This window comes from Nocardia ignorata NBRC 108230 (genome assembly GCF_001612905.1).
Taxonomy (GTDB): Bacteria; Actinomycetota; Actinomycetes; order Mycobacteriales; family Mycobacteriaceae; genus Nocardia; species Nocardia ignorata.
On sequence record NZ_BDBI01000024.1, the window covers coordinates 185,733 to 199,407 of the forward strand.

10 protein-coding genes and 1 pseudogene are annotated in these 13,675 nt (G+C 69.9%); 6 read left to right on the plus strand and 5 right to left on the minus strand.

All coding sequences use genetic code 11. From position 1 onward, the window contains the following. Nucleotides 1-61: 61 nt before the first annotated feature. Complete coding sequence (locus NI2_RS20225) at nucleotides 62-2,059, plus strand: APC family permease (protein WP_067493039.1); 1,998 nt, start codon at nucleotides 62-64, stop codon at nucleotides 2,057-2,059. Between the two features lie 36 nt (nucleotides 2,060-2,095). Next, entirely contained in the window at nucleotides 2,096-3,445 is a 1,350-nt protein-coding gene (locus tag NI2_RS20230; RefSeq protein WP_067492861.1) for a class I SAM-dependent RNA methyltransferase, read from the plus strand. Nucleotides 3,446-3,482: 37 nt separating this feature from the next. Here the strand turns inward: NI2_RS20230 and NI2_RS20235 are convergent, their stop codons facing one another. Both NI2_RS20235 and glsA read right to left on the minus strand, forming a co-directional pair. Further along, the gene (locus tag NI2_RS20235; protein WP_067492863.1) at nucleotides 3,483-4,148 is read right to left on the minus strand and encodes an SIMPL domain-containing protein; all 666 of its coding nucleotides are present in this window, start codon (nucleotides 4,146-4,148) and stop codon (nucleotides 3,483-3,485) included. Nucleotides 4,149-4,218: 70 nt separating this feature from the next. Continuing rightward, the gene (glsA, locus tag NI2_RS20240; protein ID WP_084476557.1) at nucleotides 4,219-6,051 is read right to left on the minus strand and encodes a glutaminase A; all 1,833 of its coding nucleotides are present in this window, start codon (nucleotides 6,049-6,051) and stop codon (nucleotides 4,219-4,221) included. Nucleotides 6,052-6,267: 216 nt separating this feature from the next. Between glsA and dxs the strand changes: the two genes are divergently transcribed. Next, complete coding sequence (gene dxs, locus NI2_RS20245; RefSeq protein WP_067492865.1) at nucleotides 6,268-8,163, plus strand: 1-deoxy-D-xylulose-5-phosphate synthase; 1,896 nt, start codon at nucleotides 6,268-6,270, stop codon at nucleotides 8,161-8,163. Here the strand turns inward: dxs and NI2_RS20250 are convergent. The 3 genes and pseudogenes from NI2_RS20250 to NI2_RS20260 all read right to left on the minus strand — a co-directional run. Continuing rightward, a pseudogene (locus tag NI2_RS20250) lies at nucleotides 8,160-8,546 on the minus strand (class I SAM-dependent methyltransferase); the annotation flags it as partial. The gene dxs and the pseudogene NI2_RS20250 sit on opposite strands and share 4 nt — an antisense overlap. Nucleotides 8,547-8,680: 134 nt before the next feature. Next, nucleotides 8,681-9,931, minus strand: coding sequence for an HRDC domain-containing protein (locus NI2_RS20255; RefSeq protein ID WP_067492866.1), 1,251 nt, complete (start codon nucleotides 9,929-9,931; stop codon nucleotides 8,681-8,683). Nucleotides 9,932-9,953: 22 nt separating this feature from the next. Beyond that, nucleotides 9,954-10,505 (minus strand): DUF3000 domain-containing protein, encoded by a 552-nt coding sequence (locus NI2_RS20260; RefSeq protein ID WP_067492868.1) that lies wholly within the window; start codon nucleotides 10,503-10,505, stop codon nucleotides 9,954-9,956. Between the two features lie 289 nt (nucleotides 10,506-10,794). Between NI2_RS20260 and hemE the strand changes: the two genes are divergently transcribed. From hemE to NI2_RS33915, 3 genes are all read left to right on the plus strand, one after another. After that, nucleotides 10,795-11,850 carry a uroporphyrinogen decarboxylase gene (gene hemE, locus NI2_RS20265; RefSeq protein WP_371851993.1) on the plus strand — a complete coding sequence of 352 codons (1,056 nt, stop codon included), beginning with the start codon at nucleotides 10,795-10,797 and terminating at the stop codon, nucleotides 11,848-11,850. Nucleotides 11,851-12,034: 184 nt separating this feature from the next. Beyond that, nucleotides 12,035-13,384, plus strand: a complete 1,350-nt coding sequence (locus NI2_RS20270) for a protoporphyrinogen oxidase (protein WP_067492870.1) — start codon at nucleotides 12,035-12,037, stop codon at nucleotides 13,382-13,384. A gap of 129 nt (nucleotides 13,385-13,513) precedes the next feature. Then, entirely contained in the window at nucleotides 13,514-13,663 is a 150-nt protein-coding gene (locus NI2_RS33915) for a hypothetical protein (protein ID WP_157104670.1), read from the plus strand. Nucleotides 13,664-13,675: the final 12 nt, after the last annotated feature.

A 13,675-nucleotide genomic window follows, 5' to 3' on the forward strand; every position in this document is an offset into this window, starting at 1 on the left:
CGGTCGGCGGCGAGGTCACGTGAGCGCGAACACATCGATGATCCCGTCTATGCTCAGCCCGGTGTCCAAGTTGACGACGGCGGCCAAACGCGTGCTGCTGGGCAGGCCCTTCCGCAGTGACTCGCTCGGCCATACCTTGTTGCCCAAACGGATCGCGCTTCCCGTGTTCGCCTCCGACGCGATGTCCTCGGTCGCCTACGCGCCGGAGGAGATCTTCCTGGTGCTGGCGGCGGCGGGCATCTCCGCGTACATGTACGCACCGTGGGTCGGTCTCGCCGTGGCGGTGGTGATGGCGGTGGTCGTCGCCAGTTACCGGCAGAACGTGCGCGCCTACCCTTCCGGCGGCGGCGACTACGAGGTCGCCACGGTGAATCTCGGCCCGACCGCCGGACTCACGGTAGGTAGCGCCCTGCTCGTCGACTACGTGCTCACGGTGGCGGTGTCGATCTCGTCGGCCGCCTCGAACATCGGCTCGGCCATACCGTTCGTCAACACGCACAAGGTGCTGTTCGCGGTCGTCGCGATCGCGGTGCTCACGGCCATCAACCTGCGTGGTGTGCGCGAATCGGGCACGGCCTTCGCGATTCCCACCTACGCCTTCATCTTCGGCATGTTCGTGATGCTCGGCTGGGGCCTGTTCCGGACCTACGTGCTCGGTGACGACATCCAGGCCGTCTCCGCCGGATTCGGGCTCCAAGCCGAGGACGAACACCTCTACGGCCTGGCCTTCGCCTTCCTTATCGCGCGCGCGTTCTCCTCCGGCTGCGCGGCGCTGACCGGTGTCGAGGCGATCAGCAACGGCGTGCCCGCTTTCCGTAAACCCAAGTCGCGCAATGCCGCGACGACCCTGCTGATGCTGGGAACCATCGCCGTCGTGCTGCTGATGGGCATCATCATCCTGGCGCAGAAGATCGGGGTCGTCTACGCGCACGACACCTCGAACCTGGTCGGCGCGCCCGCCGACTACCACCAGAAGACGCTGATCGCCCAGATCGCCGAGACCGTCTTCCACGGCTTCCCCATCGGCTTCTTCTTCATCACCATCGTCACCGCCCTGATCCTGGTGCTGGCCGCCAACACCGCGTTCAACGGTTTCCCCGTGCTCGGTTCGATCCTGGCCCAGGACCGCTACCTGCCGCGGCAGCTGCACACCCGGGGCGACCGGCTGGCGTTCTCCAACGGCATCCTGTTCCTCTCCGGTGCCGCCATCGCGTTCGTGGTGCTGTTCGACGCAGAGGTCACCAAGCTGATCCAGCTCTACATCGTCGGTGTGTTCGTGTCCTTCGTGCTCAGCCAGACCGGCATGCTGCGGCACTGGACCCGCCTGCTGCGCAAGGAGACCGACCCGCAGGAGCGGTCGCGGATGAAGCGCTCACGCGTCATCAACGCCATCGGCCTCACCCTCACCGGCACCGTGCTGGTGATCGTGCTCATCACCAAGTTCTTCGCAGGCGCCTACATCGCCATCATCACGATGGTCGCGATCTTCATCGTGATGAAGCTGATCCACAAGCACTACGACTCGGTGGCCCGCGAACTCGACGAATCCGATTGGGACGGGGTGCTGCCCAGCCGCACCCACTCCATCGTGCTGGTGTCGAAACTGCATCTGCCCACGCGCCGGGCACTGGCCTACGCGCGGGCCACGCGCCCCGACACCCTCGAGGCGGTGACGGTGAACGTCGACGACGCCGACACCCGCAAGCTCGTGCGCGAATGGGAGAACAGCGAGATCAACGTGCCGCTCAAGGTGGTCGAGTCGCCGTATCGCGAGGTCACCAAGCCGGTGCTCGAGTATGTGAAGCGGGTCCGCAAGGACGCGCCGCGCGACGTGGTCACCGTGTTCATCCCCGAGTACGTGGTCGGTCACTGGTGGGAGCAGGTGCTGCACAACCAGTCGGCGTTGCGGTTGAAGGGCCGGTTGCTGTTCGAACCGGGTGTGATGGTGACCAGTGTGCCGTGGCAGTTGTCGTCTTCGACGCGGGCCAAACAGGCGGCCGAGGTGAACGCACCGGGCTCGGTGCGTCGCGGGTTCGACCGGCCGGAGCGGCGCGAGTGAGCGTGCCCGGCCGACAACGGAAGTGGGTGTGTGGCTGTGAGTGATTGGCGCGGACAGGAATTCGAGGTGCGCCTCGGTGCGCCCGGGCACGGCGGGTTCTGCGTGGGCCGGCACGAGGGCCGGGTGGTCTTCGTGCGGCACGGACTGCCCGGTGAGCTGGTGCGCGCCCGGGTCACCGAGGATCGTGGTGGCTCGTTCTGCCGCGCCGACGCGGTGGAGATCATCGAGGCCTCCGCGGACCGGGTGCCCGCGACCTGTCCGGTCTCGGGGCCGGGTGGGGCCGGGTGCTGCGATTTCTCCTTCGCCACCCCCGCCGCGCAGCGCGCGCTCAAGGCGACCGTGGTGGCCGAGCAGTTACGCAGGCTGGCCGGGGTGGAGCGTGAGATCGAGGTCGAACCGATCGGTGACGAGGTCGTCGGCGGCTGGCGCACCCGGGTGCGCCTGGTCGTCGACGCGGCCGGTCGCGCGGGCGTGCACCGGTACCGCAGCACCGAGGTGATCCCGGATCTGCGCTGCCCACAGCCGGTGGCGGGCGCACTCGACGGTGTGGCCGAGCGGTCCTGGACACCGGGTGCCGATCTGGTGGTCGCCGTGGACGGCGACGGTGTCCGTCATATCGTCGAACTGGCTCCGGCCGCCGAGGCGGACCGGGCGGGCACCCGGCCTGCCACCCCGCGCGGCGGTACCCGGGGGCGTGGGCAGCGACCCGCGCGGCACCGCGAATCGGGTCGCCCCGCCGACGAACGCGGTGCGGTGCGCGACCGGGCAGCCGCCCGCAAGTCGGCGACCAACGCGCCACGCGAGGAATGGGTGATGGCGGGCAGCGGCCGGGCCGTCGAGTATGTCGCGGGCCGCCGCTGGGAATTGTCGGCCACCGGTTTCTGGCAGGCGCATCACGGTGCGGCGCAACGCTATTCGGATCTGGTTGCCGAATGGTCGGGGCTGGAACCGGGCGGTTCGGGCTGGGATCTCTACAGCGGTGTCGGTGTCTTCGCCGCGCGGCTGGGGGAGCAGACCGGGCAGACGGGCGCGGTGTCGGCCGTGGAATCGGCCAGATCCGCAGTCGCCGACGGGACGGCCGCACTGCGCGACCTGCCGTGGGTGCAGTTGCACGCGGGCCGGGTCGAACGCTGGGCTCGCGAGGCCACGACCACCCCCGATGTGGTCGTCCTCGACCCGCCTCGCGCGGGCGCGGGCAAGGAGGTCGTGGCCGCCGTCACCGACGCCGACCCACGCCGGATCATCCACATCGGTTGCGACCCGGCCTCTTTCGCGCGCGACCTCGGTTTGTACCTCGACGCGGGCTACCACCTGGCCGAGTTGCGTGCCTTCGATGCCTTCCCGGTCACCCACCATGTGGAGTGCGTCGCGCTGCTCGACCGCTGAGAACCCGACGATCGCACCGACCCGGGTTCCACCGCGGCTATTCCAGCGCCCAGGTCACCCGCACATTCGCGCCGACCTCGGTCTCGCCGGGGACGACCGGCACCGGGGAACTGCTGCGCGCGAACATGATCGGTGAATCCATCTCGGCGCTCACGTCGTAGGCGCGGGGCGTGGGTGAGGTGTCCTCGGTGATCTGTAGCACCGCACCCAGGCGCACACCCGCGCGGGCCGCGTACTGCTCGGCCTTGGCGAGCGCGTCGTCGTAGGCGGCGTCGCGGGCCTGGATCAGCAGTGGCGCGGGGTCGGCGATACCACGGGTGAGTCCGCCGAGGCGCACGTCGTCGCCGCCCGCGTTCACCGCGGCGGCGACGGTCTCGGCGGGTTCGGTGCCGCTGCCCTCGCGCAGCGCGATGCTGAGTCCCGTGGACGCGAGGTAGCCGACGATCTCGTTGCGCCCGTTGTCGGTGTAGACGGTCTCGGTGCGCACACCGAGACCGCTGGTCGCCATGTCGCTGTCGCGCACCCCGGCCGTGCGCAACGCCGCGACCACCGCGTTCACCCGCTGACCAGCCCGGTCGTAGGCGCCCGCCACCGTGGCGGCCCGCGATTCCACCGTCAGGGTGACGCGGATGAGGTCGGGGATCGCGCGCACCGTGCCGCGTCCGAAGGTGGTGGTGCTCGGCTGAGGGGATCGTTCGCTCACCGCTGCTCCTGTCGGTCGAGGGCTGTTGTGCAGCCCAACGTCTCGCATCGCCGGAGGGTTCCTTGTCCGGTCAGTGACTGCCGGAGATGGTGCGGACCGTGGCTTCCATCTGCGCGTACGCACCGGCCGCGAGTCGTTGCAGCAGGGCGAGTTTGAGCTTCGGATGCACCTCGGTGAGCGAGTCGAACACCGCCGGGCTCAGTACCGCCACCCACACCGGCGTCTCGGCGATCACCGCGTTGACGAACGGTTTGCCCACCAGCATCGGTATCTCGCCGAACGACATCCCCGCCGACAAGGTCACCAGCCGGTGCGTCCGCCCGTCGGTGCCGGGGAAGGTGAGCCGCACCCGCCCGTCCAGGATCAGATACAGCCCCGAGCGCTGATCACCGCGTTCGGCGATCGTCTCGCCCCTGGCGAAGGTTCGCTCACCGAAATCGGCGGCCAGCCGGGCGCGGTCGCCGGGATCGAGCTCGGCCAGCAGCGGGTGCTCGTCGAGGGCGATCGAGGTGGTCGGGTGTGTTCCGGGTGGACGGTGCCGCGCGAGCACGATGTCCTCGCACCATTCGGTGGCGGTATCGCGATCGATGAACACCCGCCCGCGCGGGTCGTCGGGTCGCAGGCTCGACACGTCGTGCCCCAGCTTGGCATCGGGATCGACCAGCGCCACCCGCACCCCGGCCGGTACGAGTTCGGCCTGCAGCATGTCGAGCATTCCGCGTGCCGCCACGCTCACCTCACCTACCCGGCGCAGGTCGATCGCCAGCGCGTCGAGCTCGCCCGAGGCGGCCTCGATGGCCCGGACCGCCCGTTCGGCGCCGGAGAACAGCAGGTCGCCGTGCAGTTCGTAGACGCGGGCGCGGTCACCGTGCGCGGCGAGCACGGCGGCGTCGTCGGGGGAGCGGCGCATCCGCGACGGCAGCTCCGACACCGAGTGCTCGGCGCGGATGGCGGTGCGCGCGGACCGGGTCACGTGACAGAAGTGCAGTTCGAGCCGCCGCGACAGTTCCCGGCATGCCGCCACCCCGCGCACACTGTTGCCCTGACCGTCCAGGCGCGGCGAGTACACCGAGATGCCGAGCTGCCCCGGCAACACCGCGATGATCCCGCCGCCCACCCCGCTCTTGGCGGGCAGCCCCACCGTGGTCACCCAGTCGCCCGCCGCGTTGTACATGCCGCAGGTGGTCATCACACTCAGCACCCGTTCGGTCAGTGCCGTCGACAACGCCCGCTCGTGCGTCGCCGGGTTCACACCGTTGTCGGCCAGCGTCGCCGCCATCACCGCCAGGTCGGCACACGTCACCTCGATCGAGCACTGGCGGAAGTAGCGGTCGACGACGGCGTCGGGGTCCACGTCGATGATCCCCACCGAACGCAGCATGTACCCGATCGCCCGGTTGCGGTATCCGGTGCGCGATTCCGACTGGTACACAGCGTCGTTCACGCGCAGCTCGCGTCCGGCGAAGCGCGAGTAGCAGTCCCGCACCCGTTCGAACTCGTCGGGCCCCTCGATCAGCGAGGCGGCGGTGATCGCCCCGGAGTTGATCATCGGGTTGCTCGGGCGCTGGGTGTCGGGTTCGAGCGCGATCTCGTTGAACGGTTCGCCCGAGGGTTCCACATCGATGTGGCGGGCGACTTCGTCGAGCCCCCGGTCGGCCAGGGCGAGCGCGTAGGTGAACGGCTTGGAGATCGACTGGATGGTGAACCCGACATCGGTGTCGCCGACCCGGTAGACCAGCCCGTCGGCGGTGGCGAGGCACAGCCCGAACGAGTCCGGTGCGACGGCGGCGAGTTCGGGGATGTAGTCGGCGGGCGCGCCGGAGGTGTCGTCTCGGCAGGCCGCGTACACCTCGTCGAGAATGCCCGCGACCACCCCGGGATCGATCCTGTTCGGTTCGGCCACAGCGTCACTGTAGGGGGCATTGACAACGGTTCCCGGGCGGACGCGCGGGGAGATTGTGCTCACACGTCGCGCCCGTCAGCCAGGGGTGCGCCCGCTGGTCGGCGGGCCGTCCCGGCTACCGTCGGACAGTGCGCGACACCGGTCGGGGGCTTTCGCCCGCGGCCCGGCCAAATACACTGGGCGGATCAATCGGAAGTCCGGAGGGAGCGAGTTCAGGTGGGAGTGCTGTCGCGGGTGGATTCACCCGAAGATCTGCGCCGGCTGAGCGTGCCGCAGCTGCGGGAACTGGCGGACGAGATCCGCGAGTTCCTGGTGGCGAAGGTCGCCGCCACCGGTGGTCATCTCGGTCCCAACCTCGGTGTGGTCGAGCTGACCATCGCCCTGCACCGGATCTTCGATTCCCCGGCCGACCCGTTGATCTTCGACACCGGCCACCAGGCCTACGTGCACAAGATCCTCACCGGCCGCAAGGACCGCTTCGACACGCTGCGCATGCGCGACGGCCTGTCCGGCTACCCGTGCCGTGCCGAGAGCGAACACGACTGGGTGGAGTCCTCGCACGCCTCGGCCGCCCTGTCCTACGCCGACGGCCTGGCCAAGGCGTTCTCGCTGACCGACCAGAACCGCACCGTGGTCGCCGTCGTCGGTGACGGCGCGCTCACCGGCGGCATGTGCTGGGAGGCGCTCAACAACATCGCCGGTGCCGACCGCCCGGTGGTGGTCGTCGTCAACGACAACGGCCGCTCCTACGCGCCGACCATCGGTGGCCTCGCCGACCGGCTCACCGCCCTGCGCACCCAGCCCGCCTACGAGCATGCCCTCGACACCGGGAAGCGTCTGCTGAAAAGCATTCCGGCCGTGGGGGATTCGGCCTACTCGATGGTGCACGCGCTCAAGGCCGGGATCAAAGACGCCGTGAGCCCGCAGGAACTGTTCGGCGATCTGGGCATGAAGTACGTGGGCCCCGTCGACGGCCACGACCTGGTCGCGCTCGAGGCGGCCATGCGCCGCGCCAAGGACTTCGGCGGCCCCGTCGTGGTGCACGTGGTGACCCGCAAGGGCAACGGCTACGAGCACGCCGAAAACCACGTCGCCGACCAGATGCACGCGTGCGATCCCATCGACCCGCTCACCGGCCGCCCCCTGGCGGGCAAGAAGGCCAAGGGCTGGACGGCGGTGTTCTCCGAGGAGCTCATCGAGCACGCCGCGCGCCGCGACGACATCGTCGCCATCACCGCCGCCATGCCCGGCCCCACCGGTCTTGCCGCGTTCGGTGAACGCTTCCCCGAGCGCATGTTCGACGTCGGCATCGCCGAACAGCACGCGATGACCTCCGCCGCCGGTCTGGCACTCGGCGGCATGCATCCCGTGGTCGCCATCTACGCCACGTTCCTCAACCGTGCCTTCGACCAGCTGCTGATGGATGTGGCGCTGCTGAAACAGCCCGTCACCGTCGTTCTGGACCGGGCGGGTATCACCGGCCCCGACGGCGCCAGCCACAACGGCATGTGGGACTTCTCGCTGCTCGGCATCATCCCAGGCATCCGCGTGGCCGCCCCCCGCGACGGCGCCACCCTGCGTGAGGAACTCGCCGAGGCGCTCTCCGTCAACGACGGCCCCACCGTGCTGCGCTTCCCGAAAGGCACTGTCGCCGAAGACATCACCGCCGTCGAACGCCTCGACGGCCTCGACATCCTTCGCCTGGCCGTGCCCGGCGCGGGCACGGTGCAGTCCCAGCACGGTGACGTCCTGCTCGTCGCCGTCGGCCCCTTCGCCGACACCGCCGTGCACGTCGCCGAACACCTTGCCCCCCAGGGCATCTCGGTGACCGTGGTCGACCCCCGCTGGGTCCTCCCGATCTCCGACACCCTGGTCAAACTCGCCGAGAACTACCGCCTGGTCGTCACTCTCGAAGACGGTGGCCTGCACGGCGGCATCGGCTCCACCCTCTCCGCCCGCCTGCGTGCTGCCGGCCTAGACGTCCCCACCCGCGATCTCGGCGTCCCCCAGCAGTTCCTCGACCACGCCTCCCGCCCCGAAATCCTCGAGGACCTAGGCCTCACCCCCGAAGTCATCACCCAGCGCATCACCGCCTGGCTCGGCGCCCACTAACCTCTCCGCCTGGCGACGACCGCGAAGTTCAACGGAATCCGCGGCCGTCCGGGTGGCAACGTCCAACCCTGTTCGCAGGCAACGAGCTCCGGGAAGGCGGGCCAGTCCATATAGGGCAGCTCCCGCACCGCCTCGATCGCCAGTCCCGCGTCGAGCAGTGCTCCCACGACCTCACCGAGATCGTGTCGCCATTCATGATTGGTGGTGTGGGCGATCTGCCCGGCGGAATCCTCGGTGTAAGTGCCCGAATCCGTGTACGTCCTCGTCCCGCCCCCACCGAGGTAGTCGTCGGAGATCTCCCACGGCTCGAACCCCATCGCGCCGAGGATCGGATGATCGTCCCGCATCGAGAACACTCCACCCGGCTCCAGCAGATCGTGGACTTGTATGCCGGACTGAACTATGAGTGAATCGCGGTCGAAAAGTGAGATTCGGCGGATTGGACGCGAGTGCAGCTTGGTGGACTACCCGTCACCCGCGGCTCGGGGCGCTTCACGGCTGCGTCTGACGAACTGAGCTACTCGACCTTCGGGGTGAGTGCCTTGGTCAGTGCCGGTACGGCGAGGGTTCGTTGCCACGGTCGTGCTCCACCTGCACGCAAGAACTCCTCGATCGCGACGAAGAGCTCTTCGGGGGTGCCGACGTTCTTGTAGTCGGGGAGCCCGTCCCAGCACAGCCGACGCACGAGATCGGGGGACAGCAGGTTTTCCACGGGGATGGAGTGTTCGGTGGAGAGTTCGCCCATGGCGTTGCGGGCGGTGGTGAGGCGGGCGGCGGCGATGGGATCGCGGCGTTCCCAGCGGTTGACGGGGGGTGGGCCGTCGAAGGGGAGGGTGAGGGGTGGGAGTTGTTTGTCGGGGAGGGCGCGGGCGCGGTCTACGGCGGCGAGCCAGTCGCGGGAGTAGCGGCGTTGGCGGGGGCCGCCGAAGACGGGGAGGGTGCGCAGTTGGGCGATGGTGCGTGGGTCGTTGGTCGCGGCGGCGACGATGGCGGAGTCGGGGAGGATGCGGGAGGGGGCGACGTCGCGGGCGCGGGCCAGTTCGTCGCGGGTGGTCCACAGTTCGCGGACGACGGCGAGTTGGCGGGGGCGGCGCAGGGTGTGGATGCCGGAGGTGCGGCGCCAGCGGTCGGCCTTGGGGGCGGGCGGGTCCATGGTGCGGACGTGTTCGAATTCCTCTGCGGCCCAGTCCATTTTGCCCTGGGCGGCGAGGTCTTCGGCGACGGTGTCGCGCAGTTCCAGGAGGAGCTCCACGTCGAGGGCGGCGTAGTTGAGCCACTCGTCGGGCAGCGGGCGGGTGGACCAGTCGGCGGCGCCGTGGCCTTTGCGCAGGGAACGGCCGAGCAGGTTCTCCACCATGGCGGCCAGGCCGACGCGCTCGTAGCCGGCGAGGCGGCCGCCGAGTTCGGTGTCGAAGAGGCGGGCGGGGCGCAGGCCCAGTTCGGCGAGGCCGGGAAGGTCCTGGTCGGCGGAGTGCAGCACCCATTCGAGGTCGTTGATCGCCTCGGCCAGCGGGGTGAGCGCGTCGGTGACGGGGATGGGGTCGATCAGGAAGGTGCCCGCGCCTTCGCGGCGCAGCTGGATCAGGTAGGCGCGCGCGGAGTAGCGGAAACCGGACGCGCGTTCGGCGTCGACGGCGAGCGGGCCGGTGCCCGCGGCGATGGATTTGGCGGCCGCGGCGACCTCGTCGGGGGAGGCCAGCACGGGTGGAACCCCCTCGGCGGGGGCGAGCAGGGGCTCTGCTGCGGTTGGTTCCTCGGCGACCGACATAAACGTGAACTCTACGTGGCGATCACGGTCTGTCGGTGTGGGTATAGGAGTCCGGCCGTAAATGCGTGATTCCGGCGGGGGGTAATCCGGCGGCGAAGGCGAGCACCTCGCAGAATGCCTCCACGTGACGGCGCATCTCGGTGTTCATCGCCGTCCACGACGCGCGTAGCTCCAGTTGGTGGGCGCGTGGTGGGCCCGCGATGTCGCCGTACCGCACCGAACTCGTGGCGGTGACGGTGCCGCCGAGGGCGGTGAACGGTTCGCCACGTGACTCCAGGGAGTCGACCAGCCAGCTCCAGGCGACCTCCGGGAGCAGCGGGTCGGCGGCGAGGGCGGCGTCGATGTCGGCCTGGATGTAGGCGACCAGCCGGAACACGCCGTGCCAGGCCTCGTCTCCGTCGGGGTCGTGGAGCAGGATCAGCCTGCCGAAGGCGTCGCCCTCGGAGTCGGTCGGCACTACCGGGCTGTCGGGGTGCACGACCTCCGCCCCGAGCGCATAGGAGAACGGCGCCAACCGCTGTGGGGGGCGGATAGGCGCCAGCTCGATTCGAGGGTGCACGGTTGCGGTGCCCATCGCATCGACCGCCGCCCGGAAAGAAGCAGGCTCGCGGGGCGTTCCCCCGGTCGGTGCGGCGCCGTCGCGGATGTCGAGCGGTGTCACGAGGGCAACCGTAGACGGTGGGTGTGCGGGGCGTGCGGAGGCGCGCCGCCTACGGCGGGCCGGTCGGGGGTGCGTTGCGGAGGGTGCATTCTGTGGCGCTTCGCGATGCGCGATGTGCGATGAGACGAGCGAGCCGGAGGCCGCGCGACTCTACCCCGACGTGGGGGTGGAGTCGCCCGCCCCGCCCCCTAGGATCATCGTGGTGAGCACCTACACCCGCCGCCGGTTGACCGATGCCCCTTTCCTGGCCGCCGCCACCGGCGCGACGCCGAGCAGGCGACCGGTTTGGTTCATGCGTCAGGCAGGCCGTTCGCTGCCCGAGTACCGGGAGCTGCGCAAGGGCATCGGCATGCTCGAGTCGTGCTTCGACCCGGAGCTGGTGTGTGAGATCACCATGCAGCCGATCCGTCGTCACGGTGTGGACGCGGCAATCCTGTTCTCCGACATCGTCGTTCCGCTCAAGGCGGCGGGCATCGATCTCGACATCGTGCCCGGTGTCGGCCCGGTGATCGCCTCGCCGGTGCGCACCGAGGCCGATGTGCGCGCCCTGCCGAGATTGCGTCCGGAAGAGGTCGGCGCGGTCACCGCGGGCGTGCGGCTGCTCACCGACGCGCTCGGTGACACCCCGCTCATCGGTTTCGCCGGTGCACCGTTCACGCTGGCCTCCTACCTGGTGGAGGGTGGGCCGAGCAAGCAGCACGAGCGCACCAAGGCGATGATGCACGCCGACCCGAAGACCTGGCACGCGCTGCTCGGCACCCTTACCGACATCACCATCGCCTTCCTGCAGGCCCAGCTCGCCGCCGGTGTCGACGCGGTGCAGCTGTTCGATTCCTGGGCGGGCGCGCTGTCGCTGGCCGACTACCGCGAGTTCGTGCTGCCGCACTCGGAACGCGTGTTCGCCGAGATCGCCGACGCGGGCGTGCCGCGCATCCACTTCGGTGTGGGAACCGGTGAGCTGCTCGGCGCGATGGGCGAGGCCGGTGCCGATGTGGTCGGCGTCGACTGGCGGGTGCCGCTCACCGACGCCGTGCGCCGGGTCGGTGCCGGGAAGGGTCTGCAGGGCAACCTGGACCCGGCCATCCTGTTCGCCGGATTCGACGCGGTCGAGGCGGAAGCGCGGCGCATCGTGGCGGAGGCGGACGAGGCGATCACGCTCGGCGCGACCGGTCATATCTTCAACCTGGGTCACGGGGTGCTGCCGGACACCGATCCCGGCGTGCTGACGGCGCTGGTCGAACTCGTGCATTCGCTCTGAGGCGCCAGGCCGAGGCGGCCGTCTGACAATCCCCCTCGCCGCCGCGCTCGATGGTCGTCGATCGCCCGGGTGGGTGGTGGACGTTCGCCGCCGGTCACGAGCCGCGCTCCGGAGCTCGACGTGACACTGCCGACACAGCGTGGGCGCGTCTTATGTGCATCGGCAGAACGGCTACGGTCGGAGGATGCGGATCGCGGTTGTCGGGGGCGGAATCAGCGGGCTCGTCGCGGCGTACCGGTTGCGTCAGCGCCTCGGTGAGAGCGCCGATATCGTCGTGCTCGAGCAGCGCGGGCGGGTCGGCGGGGTGCTGCACACCGGTGAATTGGCCGGGGAGCCATTGGATCTCGGTGCTGAGGCGTTCGTCGGGCGCAGGCCCGAGGTGATCGAGTTGATGGGCGAACTCGGCCTCGACGATCAGCTGGTACGACCTGCCGGGAAACGCCCACTGGTGTGGGCAGGGGGGAGTGCGCACCCGCTGCCGGGGCGGACCTTGATGGGCATCCCGTCTGATGCCGAATCGCTGCGCGGGCTCGTCGACGACGAAACCCTGCACCGGGTGGCGACCGAGCCGGAGCGGCCGCTGCGCTGGGAACCCGGTTCGGACGTGGACGTGCAGTCGCTGGTCGCCGAGCGGTTCGGTCGGCAGGTTGTGGAACGCAGTGTCGATCCGCTGCTCGGCGGGGTGTACGCGGGGATCAGCGCGTCGATCGGCATCCGTGCGGCCTTGCCGACGCTGGCCGCTGCCCTCGATCAAGGCGCACCGAGTCTCACCGACGCCGTTCGGACAGCGATGCCCGCCCCCAGCTCCGCGCCGGTCTTCGGTGGACTCCGCGACGGATACGGCGCCCTGCTCGCCGCGCTGACCGAGGCGTCGCGGGCCCGCTTGGTGACCGATCTCCCCGCGACACGGCTGGCTCGGTCACCCCGGGGTTGGGTGGTCGACCCGCTGGGCGCTGTCGACGCGGTCGTCCTCGCGACACCCGCGCCGGTCACCGCCCGGCTGTTGCACTTCGTCGCGCCCGAGGCGGCTGCTCTGGCGGATGGAATCGAACTGTCGTCGTCGGCGCTCGTCGCGATGGCACTGCCGAAAGACACCGCCCTGCCGGACAATTCAGGCATCCTCGTCGCCACCGGAGAACCCTTGCGCGCCAAGGCTTTCACCTTGTCGAGCCGTAAATGGCCGCACCTGGCCGCACGTGATGTCGCCCTGGTCCGCGCCTCGTTCGGCCGCTTCGGCGACGAGAAACCCCTCACCTGGACCGACGACGAACTCGTCGCCGCGGCCGTCGAGGACCTGAGCACCGTCACCGGAGCCGCGATCAGCCCGCATGCCGCCGTCGTGCAGCGCTGGCCCGGCGGCCTGCCCCAATACGCCCCCGGCCACACCGAACTAATCGACGCCATCGAAGCCGCGATCGCCCCGCTCGAAGGACTCGCCGTCGCAGGCGCCTACCTGCGCGGAGTCGGAGTTCCGGCGTGCGTCGCCGCGGGCACCGCTGCCGCGGAACGGGTCGCACACAGCCTTCATCATTGACACGGCTGCGCATTGCGGTCGGCGGCACGACGCGAACGCAGGCCGAAGCCGACCCGGGTCGCAGTGCACATACCCGGTCGCGGCGTGGCTACCACCATCGGCGATAGCGTTCGTGCATGATCGCCCGCTGTGACCAGTCCCGCTGAGCGACCGACCCTGATCCTCGACCCCGATCTCGGTCCCGTCGAACTACACGCGGGGGAGGCGACCACCGTGACGGCCGTCTTCCGCGCCGACGGATCCTCGCCGTGGCGTGCGGTCGAGCACCACCTGGACTGATCCCGGCCGCCG